At 66.8% G+C, this 18,460-nt stretch carries 15 protein-coding genes; 8 read left to right on the top strand and 7 right to left on the bottom strand.

Going from position 1 to position 18,460, the window contains the following annotated elements:
• Positions 1 to 7: 7 nt before the first annotated feature.
• Complete coding sequence (locus ETO60_RS06945; RefSeq protein WP_130004033.1) at positions 8 to 1,396, top strand: pyruvate dehydrogenase complex E1 component subunit beta; 1,389 nt, start codon at positions 8 to 10, stop codon at positions 1,394 to 1,396.
• 15 nt (positions 1,397 to 1,411) lie between these two features.
• On the opposite strand, the gene ETO60_RS06940 is transcribed toward ETO60_RS06945, so the two are convergent.
• Genes ETO60_RS06940 through ETO60_RS06930 form a run of 3 tightly spaced genes read right to left on the bottom strand, consistent with a single transcriptional unit; the run spans position 1,412 to position 4,697 of the window.
• A complete protein-coding gene (locus ETO60_RS06940; protein WP_130004031.1) occupies positions 1,412 to 2,104 on the bottom strand; it encodes a TadE/TadG family type IV pilus assembly protein in 693 nt (230 codons plus the stop codon).
• Positions 2,095 to 2,685 (bottom strand): TadE/TadG family type IV pilus assembly protein, encoded by a 591-nt coding sequence (locus tag ETO60_RS06935; protein WP_165362134.1) that lies wholly within the window; start codon positions 2,683 to 2,685, stop codon positions 2,095 to 2,097. The genes ETO60_RS06940 and ETO60_RS06935 overlap by 10 nt, the downstream gene beginning before the upstream one ends.
• Before the next feature lie 32 nt (positions 2,686 to 2,717).
• A complete protein-coding gene (locus tag ETO60_RS06930) occupies positions 2,718 to 4,697 on the bottom strand; it encodes a pilus assembly protein TadG-related protein (RefSeq protein ID WP_165362133.1) in 1,980 nt (659 codons plus the stop codon).
• Between the two features lie 155 nt (positions 4,698 to 4,852).
• On the opposite strand from ETO60_RS06930, the gene ETO60_RS06925 reads away from it, so the two are divergent.
• Positions 4,853 to 5,542, top strand: a complete 690-nt coding sequence (locus ETO60_RS06925) for a hypothetical protein (RefSeq protein WP_130004025.1) — start codon at positions 4,853 to 4,855, stop codon at positions 5,540 to 5,542.
• Positions 5,543 to 5,585: 43 nt separating this feature from the next.
• Positions 5,586 to 6,059, top strand: coding sequence for an EF-hand domain-containing protein (locus ETO60_RS06920; RefSeq protein WP_130004023.1), 474 nt, complete (start codon positions 5,586 to 5,588; stop codon positions 6,057 to 6,059).
• A gap of 4 nt (positions 6,060 to 6,063) precedes the next feature.
• Here ETO60_RS06920 and trmFO read toward each other — a convergent pair whose 3' ends face one another.
• A complete protein-coding gene (gene trmFO / locus ETO60_RS06915; protein WP_130004021.1) occupies positions 6,064 to 7,416 on the bottom strand; it encodes a methylenetetrahydrofolate--tRNA-(uracil(54)-C(5))-methyltransferase (FADH(2)-oxidizing) TrmFO in 1,353 nt (450 codons plus the stop codon).
• An 8-nt stretch (positions 7,417 to 7,424) separates the two neighbouring features.
• The gene (gyrA, locus tag ETO60_RS06910; protein ID WP_130004653.1) at positions 7,425 to 10,124 is read right to left on the bottom strand and encodes a DNA gyrase subunit A; all 2,700 of its coding nucleotides are present in this window, start codon (positions 10,122 to 10,124) and stop codon (positions 7,425 to 7,427) included.
• 458 nt (positions 10,125 to 10,582) lie between these two features.
• On the opposite strand from gyrA, the gene ETO60_RS06905 reads away from it, so the two are divergent.
• The 3 genes from ETO60_RS06905 (at position 10,583) to ETO60_RS06895 (ending at position 13,339) form a co-directional block, all read left to right on the top strand.
• Positions 10,583 to 11,833, top strand: a complete 1,251-nt coding sequence (locus ETO60_RS06905; protein WP_130004019.1) for a hypothetical protein — start codon at positions 10,583 to 10,585, stop codon at positions 11,831 to 11,833.
• Positions 11,834 to 11,930: 97 nt separating this feature from the next.
• Positions 11,931 to 12,890: a lipoyl synthase gene (gene lipA, locus ETO60_RS06900; RefSeq protein WP_130004017.1), complete on the top strand. Its 960-nt coding sequence runs from the start codon at positions 11,931 to 11,933 to the stop codon at positions 12,888 to 12,890.
• Positions 12,890 to 13,339, top strand: a complete 450-nt coding sequence (locus tag ETO60_RS06895; protein WP_130004015.1) for a type II toxin-antitoxin system RatA family toxin — start codon at positions 12,890 to 12,892, stop codon at positions 13,337 to 13,339. Before lipA ends, ETO60_RS06895 begins: the two co-directional genes overlap by 1 nt.
• A 16-nt stretch (positions 13,340 to 13,355) precedes the next feature.
• Here the strand turns inward: ETO60_RS06895 and ETO60_RS06890 are convergent, their stop codons facing one another.
• A complete protein-coding gene (locus ETO60_RS06890) occupies positions 13,356 to 13,856 on the bottom strand; it encodes a CinA family protein (RefSeq protein ID WP_130004013.1) in 501 nt (166 codons plus the stop codon).
• A gap of 11 nt (positions 13,857 to 13,867) precedes the next feature.
• Positions 13,868 to 15,025: a bifunctional 2-C-methyl-D-erythritol 4-phosphate cytidylyltransferase/2-C-methyl-D-erythritol 2,4-cyclodiphosphate synthase gene (locus tag ETO60_RS06885; RefSeq protein ID WP_130004011.1), complete on the bottom strand. Its 1,158-nt coding sequence runs from the start codon at positions 15,023 to 15,025 to the stop codon at positions 13,868 to 13,870.
• A 66-nt stretch (positions 15,026 to 15,091) separates the two neighbouring features.
• On the opposite strand from ETO60_RS06885, the gene dusB reads away from it, so the two are divergent.
• Positions 15,092 to 16,096: a tRNA dihydrouridine synthase DusB gene (gene dusB / locus ETO60_RS06880; RefSeq protein WP_130004009.1), complete on the top strand. Its 1,005-nt coding sequence runs from the start codon at positions 15,092 to 15,094 to the stop codon at positions 16,094 to 16,096.
• Between the two features lie 130 nt (positions 16,097 to 16,226).
• Entirely contained in the window at positions 16,227 to 18,443 is a 2,217-nt protein-coding gene (locus tag ETO60_RS06875) for a sensor histidine kinase (RefSeq protein WP_130004007.1), read from the top strand.
• The last annotated feature ends 17 nt before the right edge of the window (positions 18,444 to 18,460 follow it).

Here is an 18,460-nt window from a genome sequence, read left to right as displayed (position 1 = left end):
GTTGCTGATGCCTGTCGAACTGAAAATGCCCGCGCTCTCCCCCACCATGGAAGAGGGCACGCTTGCCCGGTGGCTGAAACGCGAGGGCGATTCCGTGGCACCCGGCGACATCCTTGCCGAAATCGAGACGGACAAGGCGACCATGGAGTTCGAAGCCGTCGATGAAGGCGTGCTCGAACGCATCGCCGTTCTGGAGGGCACGGAGAACGTCAAGGTCGGCACCGTCATCGCCTTCCTCCGGGGAGCAGATGAGGGCGAGGCGTCGTCCACACCCTCGCCGGTTCGGGAAGAGGCTGCTGCCGCATCAGACGGCGGTGCCAGCGGCGACCCGGAGAAATCGACGGCCGACGCTGCCACGTTGGTCCCGGCGCCGGCACACGCATCCCACCCGGCCGGCTCGCACCGCACCGCAAGCGGACGCACAGTCACCGTGCGCGAGGCGTTGCGCGATGCCATGGCCGAGGAGATGCGCCGCGATCCGCGCGTGTTCGTGATGGGCGAGGAGGTCGCCCAGTATCAGGGCGCGTACAAGGTGACGCAGGGGCTGCTCGACGAATTCGGCAAGAAGCGCGTCATCGACACGCCGATCACCGAATACGGTTTCGCCGGCATCGGCACCGGCGCGGCGATGGCCGGGCTGAGGCCGATCGTCGAATTCATGACCTTCAACTTCGCCATGCAGGCGATCGATCACATCGTCAATTCGGCCGCCAAGACGAACTACATGTCAGGTGGGCAGATGCGGTGTCCGGTCGTCTTCCGCGGCCCGAATGGCGCGGCGAGCCGTGTCGCGGCGCAGCACAGCCAGAACTTCGCGCCCTGGTATGCCAGCGTGCCGGGACTCGTCGTGATCGCGCCCTATGACGCAGCCGATGCCAAGGGACTGCTGAAGGCCGCCATCCGCTCGGAGGATCCTGTCGTGTTCCTTGAGAACGAACTGCTCTACGGACGCAGCTTCGCACTCGACGAGGACGAGGAGCAGGTGCTGCCCATCGGCAAGGCGAAGATCGTGCGTGAAGGGCGGGATGTAACCCTCGTCAGCTATTCGATCGGCGTGGGATTCGCGCTCGAGGCTGCGGAGACGCTGGCCGCCGAGGGCATCGAGGCCGAGGTGCTCGATCTCAGAACGATCCGGCCGCTCGACCGGCAGGCGATCCTCGACAGCCTCGCACGGACCAACCGGCTGATCGTGGCAGAAGAGGGGTGGCCGACATGCTCGGTCGCGTCCGAGGTCATGGCGCTGTGCATGGAGGAGGGCTTCGATGACCTTGATGCGCCGGTGCTGCGCGTCTGCAACGAGGACGTGCCGCTGCCCTATGCTGCCAATCTGGAGCAGCTCGCGCTGATCAATGCGGACAAGATCGTGGCCGCCGCGCGGCGCATCTGTCCAAAATAGTCAGCCAGGCAACGGTCAGAACGTCGTGTCGAACTTGTTGCAGGACGACACGGACGCCAGCGGTGCATCGTTGTAGACACGCGTCAGGTCGCGGTCGTCGCGCACGAAGAAGGCGGCTTCGCGCCGGATCTGCTTGGGACCGATCACCCATTCGCTGAACAGGGGCCGATAGGTGTAGGCAACTTCGGCGAAGATGATGGCGCTGTTCGGTTCGGCCTGGACGCGATTGGCGCCGGTTCCCATCCCCTGGAACCCGCTCGTGCCGCTGTTCGGCTGAGTGGCGCCTTCGAGGCCGTAACGCGACTGCACGTTCAGCATACCCTTGCACCGTTGCCAGGCAATCCACTGTCGCCCGGTGGCATTCTGCTGGAGGCTGGAGACGATGATCCGGCCTTCCTCGAAGATCTTCAGGCTCTCGCCGCCCTGCACCATGGCGCCGAGCAGGTTGTCGTTGATGTCGACCTCGCGCAGTCGGGGCAGGGCGAGGGGCACTGTCTGCTTCGCGCGCGAGATGTTGTCCGCCACGGTCATGGTGATCTGGCTGACGCGCATGTTGGCGATGGCGAAATGCGCGAGTTCCACTCCCGTGATGCCGAGCAGCATGAAGATCGGCAGTGTGTAGGCGAATTCGATCACGACGACGCCGCGGTCCTCGCGGCGCAGGCGCCTGCACCATTTTCGGCGGCGCGCTGGGGTCTTCAGGGGCATATCCGCACTCCGACGCGCGATGCCTGTCCCGAGAACGGCTGGTTGCGCAGGTAGGTGCTCGCCACCAGCGTCATTGTCTGCGGCTGACCGAGCATGTTCCAGAGCGGCATCGCCCGCCGGAACTCGAGCTGGGCCCGGATCGCCACGACATCCTGCGCGCCGCCTCGTCCCTGGATGCCGACATCCTCGTCATAGGAGCGGTTGCCGTTGCGGTCGACGAAGCACTCGTTGGGATCCCAGCGGCCATTGGCGTTGAGGTCCGTGAAGTCCTCCGGAATGACGACGTCGGCATAGTTCTGGTAGTAGAACGGATCGATCTCGAACGAGATGTCGGTCTCCGGGTTGGCGGCCGGGATGACGGCGCGGACCTGGTTGTTCACCCGTTGTTTGATCACCTCCCACTGGGTGTTCTCCAGCGAGGCCGTGCGGGCACCCTCCTCGACCGCGCCCTGAAGCACGGCCCGGGTGTAGATGGAGAAGCCGGTGTCGAACACCGCCATCAGCAGCATGATGAAGATCGGCCCGACGAAGCCGAACTCGACCGCCGAGACACCGCTCTCGCACCGGCGGAGTCTACGCACCAGCGCGCAGGGCCGAGAACGCCTCCGCGCGCTCATTGGACCAGCCTCAGATCGGCGACTTCCTTGGCGATGCGCCGGAAGGCCTCGCTCAGTTCCGCGGCGTTGTTCGCCTCATAGGCGCGGCCCGGATCGGCGCAATCGCGCAGGGTAGGGCCAAGCGGCTCTCCGAACGCGATCGCCCAGATGCTGATCAGGCCCCGCTGGCTGTCGCACAGAGCCTTGAAGCGGGCGTTGTGGCGATCGACGAGGGAGGGGCCGCCGCCTCCGCGGATGCGCTGCGAGGTCTGCTCGTAGCCGTAGGAGGAGTAGGTCTGCTCGTGTGGCTCCATCTTGCCGTCGGTGAGGAAGATGATGTGCCGGCTGATCTGCCCGCCGTTCGGACCGATCAGATTGCGGCTGGCGAACATGCCCGTGGGTGAAATCATCCGCAGGCCCCACACCAGACCAATGTCGTGATAGGTGCCGCCGGCGGCCGCCAGCCCGTCGATATACGCGTCGTACTCTGCCCGGCTCATCGTGTTCAGGTTGCGCATGAACGACTGCGGGCAGCTGTGGTTCTGGTTGATGAAGGAGGTTGTCTGCGAGGGCGTGCCGCGATTCCAGCTGAGGTTGGGCAGGACGGGGCGCCAGCGCATGCTGTCGTTTGTGCCGCCGTTGAAGATGTCGAGGTCCTTGGCGCCGCTCGGGATCGGAGCGAAATTGGTCGCGGGCACCGTGTCGCGTTCCTCGAGACAGCCGTTCCACGTCATCGAGGCAGCCGTCAGCCCCCCCTGCCGCGGCAGCTGGCGGAGGGCAACAGGATCGTACATCCCCGGTTCGGTGACGAGATAGTTCGCATTCACCGCCGAGACGAAGGGGATTGCCGAACCGGCCTTGTAGGTGCGCGTGTCATAGTCGACGGGCCGATAGATCCAGTTGGTGAACCGGAACCCGCGGTGGAAGGTCGTGCGGGTGACCCGGCGCACGCAATTCTGATAGGCGGAGTGCGTCGCGCCGTTGTTGTCTTCCCAGGTGCTTGACACGCGGCTGAAGCTGATCCGCACGTAGCGGTTGCCATGATTGGGCGGCGTGGTCGTCCAGGTGTTGGAGCCTTCCGCCTGGAACAGTTCGGAAGCACCCCGGCCGCTCCCGCTCCAGCTGGTCTGCGGGAACAGGTGGACGTTGCGGTTGATGCTGTTGATGGAGAAGGACAGGTTGGCGCTGTAAGCGTCGCAGTCGCTGTTGGAGATGCGCGTCGCCTGCGAACTCGTCGCCTGAAAGGGTTCATGGCTCATCGTGCGGTCGACGCCGAAGGTCTGGTTGAAGCTGGTGGGGCTGGTCCATGGATCCTGGGTCCAGTCCTGCCAGGTGCTGAAATTGGCCACGCGCGACTCGGCCGTCACCGTGTCCGCGAGGTGCGACAGGTGCAGTTCTCCGCGCGAGAGGTCGGGATTGGCCTTGAACAGGTCGCGGCCGTTGACCGTCTGGCTGTACGGCACGAAGCCATAACGCACCTGCGACCGGGTGTTGCCGATCAGCGCGGCGTCCATGACGTCGGCGAAGTCCTTCGCGGCCTGCTTCAATGCCGAGAGGCGCGTTCCCGATCCCATGGCTCCGTTCATCGACCCGGTGACGTCGAGGACGAACACGATGTCGATGTTGGGCACCTGGATGTCCGCGCTGCACGTGACCTCGAGCGGCTGCGCCTCGAAGCCGAACATCTTCATCAGCGTCATCGGCACATTTGTTGACGCGGTGCCGTCGAGCCGCCCGTCGGCGTTGGCAGCGGATAGGAAGCGCGTGCCGGTGGTCCCGTAGTCCGCGTCCTGGAAGTTGAAGGCGAACATGCTGTTCGCCCGGTTGCGCGCCGAGGCGGTGTAGAGGTTGGTCGTCATCGCCTTGCGCCCGGCGAGGACGGCGGAGTCGCACGCGGCTTGCAGGCGGCTTTTGGTCAGATAGAGCCGGCTGGTGTCGATGGCGCCCCCCACGACACCGATCATGGGAATGATCGCCGCCGCAGTGATGGCCACCACGTTGCCGGACCGGTCTGCCGCAAGCCGCCGGAGGAAAGACGAGCCCGTGACTTGCGACTCTTGCTTCCCCATCTGCCGATCTCCGCTCCCTGATCGAACACCGGCCACTAAGCGGAAAGGGTCAACATTGTGTTAGCGCAGATGGTGAACGCCGCATGGAGGATCTGAGTCCCGTCGTTCCGGTGGCGCTTGCAGGAGATCCCGGCCGGCCGGAGGTGAAGGTGACGCTCCCCGAGGGGGCGGCGCTTCACTATGCGCCGTCCGAGACACACGGGCGGTATCTTGCTCTCTTTGCGCTGAACACTCGGCTCATCCGACTGGGCAGAACCGGCCGCGAACCGTTGCTGACCCAGATGAAGCTTGCCTGGTGGCGTGAGCAGGTGGGTGATCCGGCGCGGCTGCAGACGGCCGCCGACCCGCTGCTCGGCCTGATTGGCCGTCACTGGGTGGCAGACCGCCAATGTCTTGTTGCGCTGATCGACGCGCACGAGGAACACTGGCTCGCCGAGCCGATGCACTCCGAGGCCGAGCAGGTCCGATCCGCTCTCGGTGCGTGCTTCGCCACGTTCGCGACCAGCGGCCGCAGCGACGCCCAGCGGATCGGAGCAGCGCAGGCGGGCGGCCTGTGGGCGCTGGCGTTGCTGCGGCGTTCCGGCGGATCCCGCGCCGATGCGCAGGTGCTGCGGGAGAACCTTGCCGCGATGCCGCGGCTGAGCCGTGCGCTCCGTCCCGCCGCCGTGTTGAGGCGAATCGCGCTCAGAGCCTTGCGTCACGAGCGCGCACCGTTGTGGGCCGGACGCGCCAGCGCGCTGGACGCGCTGCGCGCAGGGCTCACGGGGCGCTAGCGCGGCTACAGCTTGGTAACGGTTCGCCGCCTAGGAGGCGGGAATGAGCCGCATTCTTCTGGGCGCGTTGGGCGTGCTCGTCATCTTCGGCGTCGGGTTGTTCTGGCTTCAGGGCCGGGCGCAGGTGGAGGCCGCAGGCGTCCCGCCGCCCGCGGCTGCACCTGCTGCGCAGTCAGAAATTGCCCTGCCGCTCGCGACCGCCGCCGACCTCGCAGCACGCGGTCCGGCGCTCCCGTCCGCGACGGAACTGAGCAAGGAGCAACAGCGCTTCTTCCGGTATGACCGCAACCGCGACTGGCGGATCAGCCGGAACGAGATGCTTTCCACCCGCGCGGCAGCGTTCCGCAAGCTGGACGTCGACGGGAACAATCTCCTCACCTTCGAGGAATGGGCGGTGGCGACCGTGAAGCGGTTCGAAGCGGCGGATGCGAACCGCGACGCGGAACTGACGCTGCCGGAATTTTCGGCAGGGATGCCGGCCGCGAAGCCGAAGCCAAAGCCGCGATGCGCGTGCTGACCGGCTAGGCGGACACAGCCGCTGCCCGCAGCCACGAGCCGAGATCGGCCTTGGCACGGCTGGTGTAAGCCTCCTTGCGCGCCTTCTTGTGGATCTCGTGCAGGGGCGGAAAGAGACCGAAGTTGATGTTCATCGGCTGATAGGTCGCCGCCGCGGCTCCGCCCGTAATGTGGCTCAGCAGACTGCCCAGAGCCGTCGTGGCGGGCAGGGGCTCCCAAGGCAGGCCGCGCAGCTCGGCCAGCGTCATCAGCCCCGCCGCCAACCCCACCGCAGCGCTTTCGACATACCCTTCGCAGCCCGTGATCTGCCCTGCGAAGCGCAGATGCGGGGCCCTGCGCAAGCGGAGCTGATCGTCGAGCAGACGCGGCGCGTTCAGGAAGGTGTTGCGGTGGAGGCCGCCTAGGCGCGCGAACTCGGCCTTCTGAAGGCCGGGGATGGTGCGGAACAGCTCCACCTGCTCGCTGTGCTTGAGCTTGGTCTGGAACCCGACCATGTTCCACAGCGTGCCAAGCCGGTTGTCTTGGCGAAGCTGAACCACGGCATAGGGCCAGCGCCCGGTGCGAGGGTCGTCGAGGCCGACCGGCTTCATCGGTCCGAACCGCAGCGTGTCCACCCCGCGCGCGGCCATGACCTCGATGGGCATGCACCCTTCGAAGTAGGGGGTGTCGGTCTCCCATTCGCGGAACGACACGGTGTCCCGCGCCAGGAGCTGTGCGTGAAAGGCGAGGTACTGCTCCTTGTCGAGAGGGCAGTTGATGTAGTCGCCGTCCTCGCCCGACAGATGCGTGCGCTTGTTCCACCGCGACTGGACCCAGCAGATGTCCATGTCGATCGTGTCGCGGTGAACGATCGGCGCAATGGCGTCGAAGAAGGCGAGATGCTCGGCACCGGTGAGACGGGCGATGTCTTCGGCCAGCGCGGTGGCCGTGAGCGGTCCTGTCGCCACGATTGTGAGACCCGCCCGGGGAAGTGTGTCAACCCGCTCGCGCACTATGGTCACGTTCGGATGCTGTTCCAGGCGTTCCTGCACGGCGTGCGCGAAGGCGGTGCGGTCGACGGCCATGGCGCTCCCGGCGGGAACGCGGGTGTCCTCGCCGGCCGCCATGACGATGCTGTCGAGCCTTCGCATCTCGTCGTGGAGGAGTCCGACCGCGTTGAGGCGGTCATCGTCCGAGCGGAACGAGTTGGAGCAGACCAGCTCGGCCAGCAGTGCGGTCTCGTGGGCCGGCGTGGTCGCCCCGCCGCCGCGCATCTCCGTCAGCCGCACGCGCGCCCCGCGCTGTGCCAGCTGCCAAGCCGCCTCGCTCCCGGCCAGCCCGCCGCCGATCACGTGCACGTCACAGGGAGACGAGGGCATTTTTACGGCTATGGTTCGAGCGGCGACGGCGTGTCGCGATCGGCCGGCGTGTCCGGCGCCGTCTCGACACTGCTGCGGGTGGCGATCTCCTCGACGATCGCGAGTTCGGCTTCGTTCTCAGGCTCGGCGATGTCGTCGATCCGCGCCGCTCCCACGACGTGCTCTCCGGGCGATACGTCGAACAGGCGCACCCCGGCGCTGCCGCGGCCGATCACGCGCAGCGAGGCAAGGCTGATGCGGATGAGCTTCGCTTGGTCCGTCACCAGCATCAGCTGATCACGCGGCGTCGCGGTGAAACTTGCCACCACCGGACCGTTGCGGGCGATGTTGTCGATGTTGACGATCCCCTGACCGCCGCGGCCGGTGCGCCGGTACTCGTAGGCGGAACTGAGCTTGCCGTAGCCATTGGCGCAGACGGTGAGGATGAACTGCTCCTCGTCCGCCATGTTCTGATGTTCAGGCGACAGGTTCTGGCTACCCGATGCCTTCCACGCTGCCTGGCGGAGATAGGCGTCGCGCTGTTCGGACGACCATGCGCCGCCGCGCAGGATGGCGAGCGAGATCACGGCGTCATCGGGACGCAGCGTCATGCCGCGCACGCCGGTGGAGGTGCGGCTGGCGAACTCGCGCACATCCTCCGCGGCAAAGCGGATCGCCTTGCCCTGGCGGCTGGCCAGGAGGACATCGTCACCCGGCTCGACCAGGGCCACGCCAACCAGCCGGTCGTCCGATCCGTCCTCGAAACGGATCGCGAGCTTGCCGCTCGACGGCACGTTGGCGAAAGCGTCCATCGCGTTGCGCCGGATGTTGCCGCGCGCGGTGGCGAAGACCACGTGCAGGGCGCTCCAGGCGTTCTCGTCCTCGGGGAGGGGAAGCACGGCAGCGATCGTCTCTCCCTCCTCCAGTGCGGGCAGGAGGTTGACGATCGGCCGCCCGCGCGTGGCCGGTCCGCCTTCAGGCAGACGCCAGACCTTGAGGCGGTAGACCTTGCCGGCGGTGGAAAAGAACAGGACCGGATTGTGCGTGCTGGTGATGAACAGGTCGCTGACCGCGTCCTGCTCCTTGGTGTTCATGCCCGCGCGGCCCTTCCCGCCGCGGTTCTGGGCGCGGAAGGCGGACAGCGACGTGCGCTTGATGTATCCGTCCATGGTGACGGTCACCACCATCTCGTCGCGGGCGATGAGATCCTCGTCGTCAATCCCGTCCCACGCCGGAGCGATGGTGCAGAGGCGCGGAGTCGCGAAGTTCGCGCGCACCTCGAGCAGTTCTTCCCGCATCACTCCGAACAGAACCGAACGGTCTGCAAGGATCCGCAGGAACCCGGCGATCTGGTCGGCCAGCTCCTGAAGCTCGTCACCGATCTCGTCGCGCCCCAGCGCCGTGAGCCGGTGCAGGCGGAGGTCGAGAATGGCTTTCACCTGCCGCGCCGACAGGCGGTAAACGCCGGCCTCCTGTTCGACCTCGGCTTCGATCGCCTCGACGAGCGCGATGTAGCGGCCGATGTCGCCGATCGGCCACTCACGCGCGAGCAGGGCCGCACGCGCATCCGCGGGACTTGCCGCCGCACGGATGATGCGCACGACCTCGTCGAGATTGGAGACGGCGATGACCAGACCCAGCAGGATGTGGGCCCGTTCACGGGCGCGGTTCAGCTCGAACTTGGTGCGGCGGGTGATCACCTCCTCGCGGAAGGCGATGAAAGCCTGGATGATCTCCCTGAGCGTGAGGATCTCCGGACGACCGCCGCGGATGGCGAGCATGTTGGCGGGAAACGACGCCTGGGCCGGGGTGTGCCGCCAGATCTGGTTGAGCGTCACTTCGGCCGACGCTTCGCGCTTCAGATCGATGACGACGCGGATCCCCTCGCGGTTGGACTCGTCCCGGATGTCCGCGATGCCTTCGACCCGCTTGTCCCGCGCGGCTTCGGCGATCTTCTCCACCAGGCTGGCCTTGCCGACCTGGTAAGGAAGGGATTTGAGCACGATGGACTGCCGGTCGCCGCGCCGGTCCTCGATTTCGTGCTGACAGCGCATGAGAATGGAGCCGCGGCCCGTCAGATAGGCGGCCCGGCTGCCCGCCTGGCCGAGGATCAGCGGCGCGGTCGGAAAGTCCGGCCCTGGGACGATCGCGATCAGTTCCTCGGCCGTGATGCCGGGATTGTCGATCATCGCCACGCAGGCGTCGATCACCTCGCCCAGATTGTGCGGCGGGATGTTCGTCGCCATGCCGACCGCGATGCCGCCGGCGCCGTTGACCAGCAGATTGGGGAAGCGTGCCGGCAGAACCGTCGGTTCCTTGCGCGAGCCGTCATAGTTGTCGGCAAAGTCGACCGTGTCCTTGTCGAGATCTTCCAGCAACGCATTGGCCACGCGGGCAAGCCGGGCCTCGGTGTAGCGCATGGAGGCGGGCGGATCGGGATCGACGCTGCCGAAGTTTCCCTGGCCGTCGACCAGCGGCACGCGCATCGACCAGTCCTGCGTCATGCGCGCCAGAGCGTCGTAGATGGCGCTGTCGCCGTGAGGGTGGAAGTTGCCCATCACGTCGCCGACGATCTTGGCGCTCTTGCGATAGGGCCGACCGGCCACGAAGCCGGCCTCGTGACTTGCATAGAGGATGCGCCGGTGGACCGGCTTCAAACCGTCGCGGACATCGGGAAGAGCGCGGCTGATGATCACGCTCATCGCGTAATCCAGGTAGCTGCTCTTCATCTCGTCGACGATGTCGATGCGCTCGTATCCGCCGTGCTGTGGGTCGGAGGGGCCGATGGGGCTGATATCGTTCAAGAGTTCACTTCCAACGCTGCTGACAGGGGAGAAGGCTTCACGGTCTTACAGGAAACAGGAGACCCCGTGGGAACCGCTTGGCCCGCCGGCTCGCTTTATCCACAGACCGCATGACGCATCCCCGCGCCGCCGGGGATGAACGGCAGGAGAGCTTTGACATTCAATCATGATTAAGGCCGAGGTCCATAGCGACATCGCGTGGCTTGCGCATGAACCGGGCGGGACACCCTCGCGGTTCAGACAAGGCGCGACGATTTGGTTTCGACACGGCGGGCCGGAGTGCGGCACGTCCTGAAAGAGCGGGGTATAGACGTATGATGATTTCGGGCAAGCGGGGAGCGCGAGGCGGGGAAGGCAGATCCGTCCGAAGGTTCGGTGTGGCCATGGCCGCGGTCGTGGCGCTGACTGCAGGATCGTTCGCGGATCCGGCCGCAGCCCAGCAGCGCGGCAACCGGGAACGCGGACAGCAGGCGCCGCAGGCGACCTACTCGGAAGCCTTCCGCGCGGCGTTCGCGCCGGCGCAGGCGCTGTTCAACGCGCAGCCCCGTGATCCGCAGGCGATGCGGGCAGCCGTGCCGGCGATTGCCGCGGCGGTTTCGACGCCGGACGACAAGTTCGCCGGCGGTCAGTTCATCTACGCGGCAGGCACGGCGGCGAGCGATCCCGCGCTGCAGCTTCAGGGGCTTGGCCTGATGCTCGAAAGCGGCAAGGTCGCCGCGGAGAATTTGGGCCAGTACAACTTCATCGCCGGCCAGATCGCCTATCAGGCCCGGGATTTCGCCCGGTCGCGGACCTACCTCCAGGCGGCGGTCGCCGCGGGCTACAACGAGACCGATCCGCACGTGCTCATCACCGACACCTTCGTCCAGCAGAACGACCATGCCGGCGGGCTGTCCTATATCGGCGGGATCGTCGATCAGCAGGTCGCGGCCGGCCAGGTGCCGTCGCGCGATCATCTGCGCAAGGCGCTGGCCGTCGCCTATACCGGCCGGCTCGGTGATGCGGCCGTCCGCTACGGCACCCTCTTTGCGCGCCACTACCCGGCGAGCGACAGCTGGGGCGATGCCATCGTCGTCACCCGCACCTCCGCGCAGCTGAACGACGACGACGTGCTCGACCTGCTGCGGCTGCAGCAGGCGACCCGCACCTTCCGGGACGGACAGGAATATCTGGCGTTCATCGAAATGGCCGACCCGCGGCGTCTGCCCAACGAGGTGGTTCAGGTCGTCAACGAAGGGTACGCCTCCGGCCTGCTGTCGCGCGAGAACTCGTTTGCCTCCGACGCGCTGGCGACGGCGCGTTCGCGGCAGTCGATCGTGCAGGGGGAACTCGCCGGGCTGGAGCGCGATGCCAATGCCGCTTCGGCCCGTCTGCAGACCGTGGTGGCGGCTGGCAACATCTTCCTTGATGCAGGCCAGCCGCAGAAGGCCGAGCAGTTCTACCGCAAGGCTCTGACCATGCCCGGCGCCGACACCGTGACCCTGCAGAACCGGATCGGGATCGCGCAGGTCCGCCAGGGCAACTATGCCGCCGCGGCCGAAACCTTCGGCCGCGTCGAGGGCAACCGCTCGGCGGTGTCGCAGCTGTGGGCGGCCTATGCGGAGCAGCGGGCGCAGGGACGGACGACCGGCTGAACGCGTCCCGGACTCGACCGCGGCAGCGGCGGAAGGCTGGAAGGGCGGCGGGGTGAACCCGCCGCCCTTTCTTGCAGTGACCTGTCTGCCAGCCTAGATGGCGGCCATGAACGATCTCTCCTCCGCGATGGCGCTCTCGGGTGACCGTCCACCCCGGCAGCGCAAGCCCGACTGGATCCGCGTCCGCGCTCCGGTTGGTCAAGGCTACCAGTCGACGCGGGCCCTGATGCGGGAGCTGTCGCTGAACACCGTGTGCGAGGAAGCTGCGTGTCCCAACATCGGTGAATGTTGGGAGAAAAAACACGCAACCGTAATGATCCTCGGCGACGTGTGCACCCGCGCCTGCGCCTTCTGCAACGTGAAGACCGGCATGCCGCGGCCCGTCGATCCGCTCGAACCCGAGCATGTCGCGGCCGCGGCCGCCCGGCTGGGGTTGCAGCACATCGTCGTGACCAGCGTGGACCGCGACGATCTTCCTGATGGCGGTGCCGGCCAGTTCGTCAGGGTCATCAAGGCGCTGCGGCGCAGCACGCCCGCCACGACGATCGAGATCCTCACGCCTGACTTCCGCAACAAGATGCGCGCGGCCGTGGAGATGATCTGCCAGGCCGGCCCGGATGTGTACAATCACAACCTCGAGACGGTTCCCCGGCTCTACCCGACCATCCGGCCGGGCGCGCGCTACTACGCTTCCCTCCGCCTGCTCGAAGAGGTCAAGGCGCACGATCCGCTGATCTTCACCAAATCGGGCATCATGCTGGGTCTGGGCGAAGAGCGCCTGGAGGTGCATCAGGTCATGGACGACATGCGCTGCGCCGATGTCGATTTCATCACCATGGGCCAGTACCTGCAACCGACGCCGAAGCATGCGCGGGTGGCGGACTTCGTCACGCCGGCAGCCTTCGACGCCTATGCCTCGATCGCGCGGGCCAAAGGGTTCCTGCAGGTTGCCGCCAGTCCTCTGACCCGGTCGAGCTACCATGCCGGGGCCGACTTCGAGGTGATGCGGCAGCGGCGCGCGCAGGCTCTCGACCGCGCCGCAAAGGTCATTGCCTGATGCCGCGGATCCATGAAGTCCGGCAGCTGCCATACGCGGCGGAACAGATGTTCGACCTTGTGGCCGACGTGCGCGAATATCCGTCCTTTCTCCCGTGGGTGACGGCAGTCCGCGTCCGGTCGGACGATGGCGTCGTGCTGACGGCAGACATGCTCGTGGGGTTCAAGGCGCTCAAGGAGCGGTTCACCTCGCGCGTGACCCGGGACCGTCCCCGGTCTATCCGTGTTCACTATGTCGACGGGCCGCTCAGCGATCTCGACAACCGCTGGGATTTCCGTCCGCTCGGACCGGACCGGTGCGAGATCGAGTTCTGCGTCGAATTCGCGTTCAAGAGCCGCATCTTCGAAAGCCTCGCGGGGCGCTACATCGACCGGGCATTCCGCAAGATGGTGGCGGCGTTCGAGGCGCGTGCGGCCGAGCTTTACGGGTCCGGCGCCAAGGCCGCGTGACCTTTTCTCCGCCGGATCAGGGCAGGAGCAGTTCAAGCGCGCAGATCGTCGCGGCCTGGCGAATGCCCGCCCGTCCGTCGGTGTCCGGAAACGCCCGCGTTTCGGCGACGTCCTGATCGCCATGGCCGCGAACAGCGCGGGCGAAGACGACGGTCCCGACCGGCTTCAGCTCCGAACCGCCGCCGGGGCCGGCGATGCCGCTGATCGCCACGGCTACATCGGCGGACGACCGGGCCAACGCTCCGCGCGCCATCGCCCACACGCAGGCGACCGAAACCGCGCCGAAGGTCTCCAGAATGTCGAGCGACACGCCGAGCGCCTCCATCTTGGCCTCGTTCGAGTAGGTGACGAAGCTCCGGTCGAAGACCGCCGATGACCCGGCCACCTCGGTCAGAGCCGCCGCGACAAGACCGCCGGTGCAGCTCTCCGCGAGCACGATCCGTCGCGCCGCGGCTGCGTTGGCGGCGACCACCTGCTCGGCCAGTGTGATGATCTCCGGTGGAAGGACACGCTCCATCGGCACCTCCGTCAGGCCCCGGCGGCGCGCACAAGGCAGACGCTTGCCTGCGCCGCAATTCCTTCAGCCCGGCCGGTGAAGCCGAGCTTCTCGGTTGTCGTCGCCTTGATGCTCACCACATCCGGGGCGAGGCGCAGGATCTCTGCGAGGCGACTGCGCATCCGGTCCCGGTGCGGACCGATCCGCGGGGATTCGCAGATGATCGTCAGGTCCACATTGCCGATCCCGTATCCCGCCTCGGCGACGAGAGCGTCCGCGTGGCGCAGGAAGAGGTCCGAACTTGCCCCCTGCCAGCGCATGTCCGAAGGCGGGAAGTGGGTGCCGATGTCGCCGGCACCGATCGCGCCAAGCAGCGCGTCAGTGAGGGCGTGGAGCGCCACGTCGGCATCGGAATGCCCCGCCAGGCCCACAGGCGACTCGATCTGCACGCCGCACAGCCACAAATCCTTCCCCGCCTCCAGCCGATGAACGTCGTAGCCCGCTCCAATCCTGACCGGGAGTTGATCCGATCCGAAATCGGCGTTGTAGGTCAGTTTCGCCAACCGTTCATCTCCTGCCACCGTGGTGAGACGAAAGCCCGCCGCGGAGAGCACCTGCGCGTCGTCTGTCGCCGTCAAGGAGCCTGTCCAGCCCCAGTGCGCCGTTCTGATTGCGTCGAGCCGGAACGCCTGGGGAGTCTGGACGCGCATCATGTCGCGCCGGTCGATTGCGCGAGGAGCAGCGCCGGGTGGAACGCGCACGAGGCTGTCCGTCACCGGGAGGACCGGGATCGCACCGTCTGCCATGTCCAAAGCCGCCAGCAGACGTTTAATGACCGCGATCGGAAGATCCGGCCGCGCCGCATCGTGGATCAGCACGATGCCGGGCGCATCCGCGGGCAGGGCCGACAGCCCGGCGGCCACGGAGCCTTGCCGGGTGGCCGCGCCGGCGACGAGGCTGACCCGCGCGCGCGCGCCGACAAGTGCCTCGGTTTCGTTGCGCCGGTCTGCGGGGTGCGCGACCACCACATGCGCGGCGCCGGCCTCGAGCAGGGCGTCGAGCGAGTGCAGCAGCACCGGGCGACCCTTCCACGAGCGAAACTGCTTCGGCACCGCGCCGGGCGCGCGCTCCCCCGTACCGGCGGCAACCACGATGGCGGCGAAGGCGGGCTGGGGAGTGGCATCGGGCATCGCTGCGTCCGCTATCCTGTTGCCGGTGCGGCCGCAATCCGGTAACGGCGTGTGCCAGTCCTGCCCATGCTTGCGCCCCTGACACCTCCCGCGCTCCGGCCGATCCGGATCGGCGCCGTCACGATCGACGTGCCGGTCATCCTCGCGCCCATGACGGGGGTCACGGACATGCCGTTCCGCCGCCTTGTGCGCCGCTACGGCTCCGGCCTGAACGTCACGGAGATGATCGCGTCGCCGGCGATGATCCGCGAAACGCGTCAAAGCCTGCAGAAGGCGGCCTGGCACGCCAGCGAGGAACCCATTTCGCTGCAGCTGGCGGGGTGTTCTCCGGCGGAGATGGCGGAAGCGGCAAAGCTCAACGCCGACCGGGGTGTTGCTCTCATCGACATCAACATGGGTTGCCCGGTCAAGAAGGTCGTCAATGGCGATGCCGGGAGCGCCCTGATGCGTGACCTCAAGCTTGCCGCCGCGATCATCGACGCCACCGTGAAGGCGGTCAGCATTCCGGTCACGGTCAAGATGCGGATGGGCTGGGATCACGACAGCCTGAACGCGCCAGAGCTTGCCCGCATCGCCGAGGATCTGGGTGCAAGGATGATCACCGTCCACGGCCGCACCCGGAACCAGATGTACAAGGGATCGGCCGACTGGGGGTTCGTCCGGCGCGTCAAGCAGGCGGTCGGCATTCCCGTCATTGTGAACGGCGACATCTGCTCGGTCGCCGATGCGGCCGCGGCCCTCGAACAGTCCGGCGCGGATGGCGTGATGATCGGTCGGGGCGCGTATGGGCGTCCATGGCTGCTCGGTCAGGTGATGGAGTGGTGGCGGAGCGGCACCCTTCTGGCCGAGCCGGGCGGGTCGGAACTTCTGGCTCTTGTCACCGAACACTACGCTGCCATGCGGGAGCATTACGGGGACGCGGTTGCTGTGCGCATGGCCCGCAAGCATCTTGGCTGGTACACCAAGGGCCTCCCCGGCTCGGCGGAGTTCAGGAACACGGTCAATTTCATCGACCGTCCGGCTGACGTCATGGACGAGGTGGAGCGGTTTTTCGCCCCGTTCTGCACCTGATCGGCAGCAAGTGGTGCACCGGCGCCTTGAAAGCGTTCATTGTGCACGCCTGCGGTTTTTCGCCGCTCCGCAATGCTGAGGCGAGTTGGTCCTTGCCAAACCGCCACACAGGCGTTGTAACCATGTCACGATGACGCGAAGCGACACTCTGCCGAGACGGTCGGGATTGCGGTCGCGGCGCGTTGCACGGGCGCTGCGCCGGCTGCCCATCTTCGCCATGCTCGAACTGGCCTGCGCGCTGGCGCTGGGCGCGATGATCTGGGCGGCGTATGACGCCTTCACCTCCGCGCCCCAGGGCGTGCTGCTGCTTCCTTCTGCGCAGGTTACGATGCTGCTCGTCGGGGCGCTGGTTCCGGCAATGGGCCTTCTCGTCCTGCTGGGGCGGCGACTCGCCCTGCGGCGCGCGGCGGGCAGCACTGCCCGGCTTCATGTCCGACTTGTGTTCCTGTTCTCGGTGCTGGCGGCGGTGCCGACGCTCCTGTTCGCGGCCTTCGCAGCCGTGTTGTTCAAATTCGGCGTCGACTTCTTCTTCTCCGACGCCTCGCGGGGCCTGATGGAGAACGCCAATCAGCTGGCGCAAGGCTATTACGAAAACAACCAGCTCGACGTCGGCCGAGAGACTGTGGCCATGGCAGGCGACATGCGCGCCTATCTGGAAAACGGCAGCATCCTCGATTCCGCCTTCCCGACCTATTACGGCTTTCAGGCACAAAGCCGCGACATCAGCGAATCCGTGATCCTGCAGGACACCGGCGGCGGATCGACGCGCATCGCCGCCTTGCTGAACCTGCGCGACGACAACCAGCCGACCGCGTTCGTCGACCGCCACATTCCGGCCTTGAAAGCCGGAGAGATCGTCCACGTGGAGGGCGGTCCGAACCGGATCGAGGCGGTTGCCGCGATCGACAGCGCGTCCGGCATCTACCTCTACACCTCGCGCAACAGCGAAGCGGAAAGCTTTGCCTACTGGCAGAAAGCGGCCGCGATCGCGGGCGACTACCGGCTGCTGACGGAGCGGGCCCGTGCCCTGCAGGTGCGATTCGTGCTGGCGCTGTTCTTCGGCAGCCTCGCTCTTGTGGGCGCGGCGGTATGGTTCGCCCTTCGCTTCGCGGACCGGCAGGTTCAGCCGCTGACCGAACTCGTGGCTGCGGCGCGCCGGGTCGGCGCGGGCAACTTCGCCATGCGCGTGCAGGGGCGCACCAGCGGCGACGAGATCGGCCTGCTCAACCGCGCCTTCAATCGCATGACCGCTCAGCTCGAACAGCAGACGGCGGCCCTCATCGCCGCCAACAGCCAGTTGCAGGAGAGGCGGCGCTTCATCGAAGCCGTGCTGGAGTCGGTCAGCGCCGGGATCGTCTCGGTCGACGCCGCGGGCAGGATCCTGCTGATCAACCGCTCGGCCCAGGACGTGCTGTTCGACACCGGGACACGGTCTGCCATCGGCATCGACCTCGAGACCGTGGTGCCCGGCATTGCAGACATGATCAGGGAGGGGCGACGTCAGGCGCTTGTCAGCTTCGACCGTGCCGGCGACCACATCACGCTGGCGGTGACCGTCAGCCCGCTGCGCGAAGGGCATGTGGTCACCTTCGACGACATCACGCGGCAACTGCTCGATCAGCGGCAGGCGGCCTGGTCGGACGTGGCGCGCCGGATTGCGCACGAGATCAAGAACCCGCTGACACCCATCCAGCTGGCGACGGAGCGGCTGAAGCGTCGCTACCGGCGCCAGATCGAAACGGATGGCGAGTTGTTCGACGACCTCACCAGCACGGTCATCCGGCAGGTCAGCGACCTGCGCAAGATGGTGGACGAGTTCTCCTCCTTCGCCCGTCTGCCCAAGCCGGTGTTCCGGCAGGAGGACGCTCTCGACCTCGTCCGGCAGGCGGTGTTCCTGCAGGAGGTGGCGAACGGCCACATCACCTACCGCTTCTCGGCTCCTGATGACGAGCGGATCCTGATGCTGTGCGACCGGCACCAGTTCGGGCAGGCCCTCACGAACGTGCTCAAGAACGCCGCCGAAGCCATCGAGGCGCGGATCGGACAGGATCATGCCGAGAACGCGGCAGCGGGCGTCATTGACGTGGCGTTGTCCGTCGAGGAGGAGCACATCGTCGTCGCCGTGACCGACAACGGGATCGGCCTGCCGAAGGATCACGAGCGCCTGATCGAACCCTATGTTACCACGCGCGCCAAGGGGACGGGCCTTGGTCTGGCCATCGTCAGCAAGATCGTCGAGGAACATGAAGGCGACCTCAGCTTCCGCAGCGGGCGGGAAGGGGGCACGACCGTCACCCTGAAGTTCGCCAGGAACCCTGGCCGTTTCATCGAAACCGCGGCCGAGTAGCCAGTCTGGAGCAGCAC

The organism is Qipengyuania thermophila (assembly GCF_004153605.1).
Classification (GTDB): Bacteria; Pseudomonadota; Alphaproteobacteria; order Sphingomonadales; family Sphingomonadaceae; genus Qipengyuania_B; species Qipengyuania_B thermophila.
This window is presented reverse-complemented; position numbering and strand designations above follow the sequence as displayed.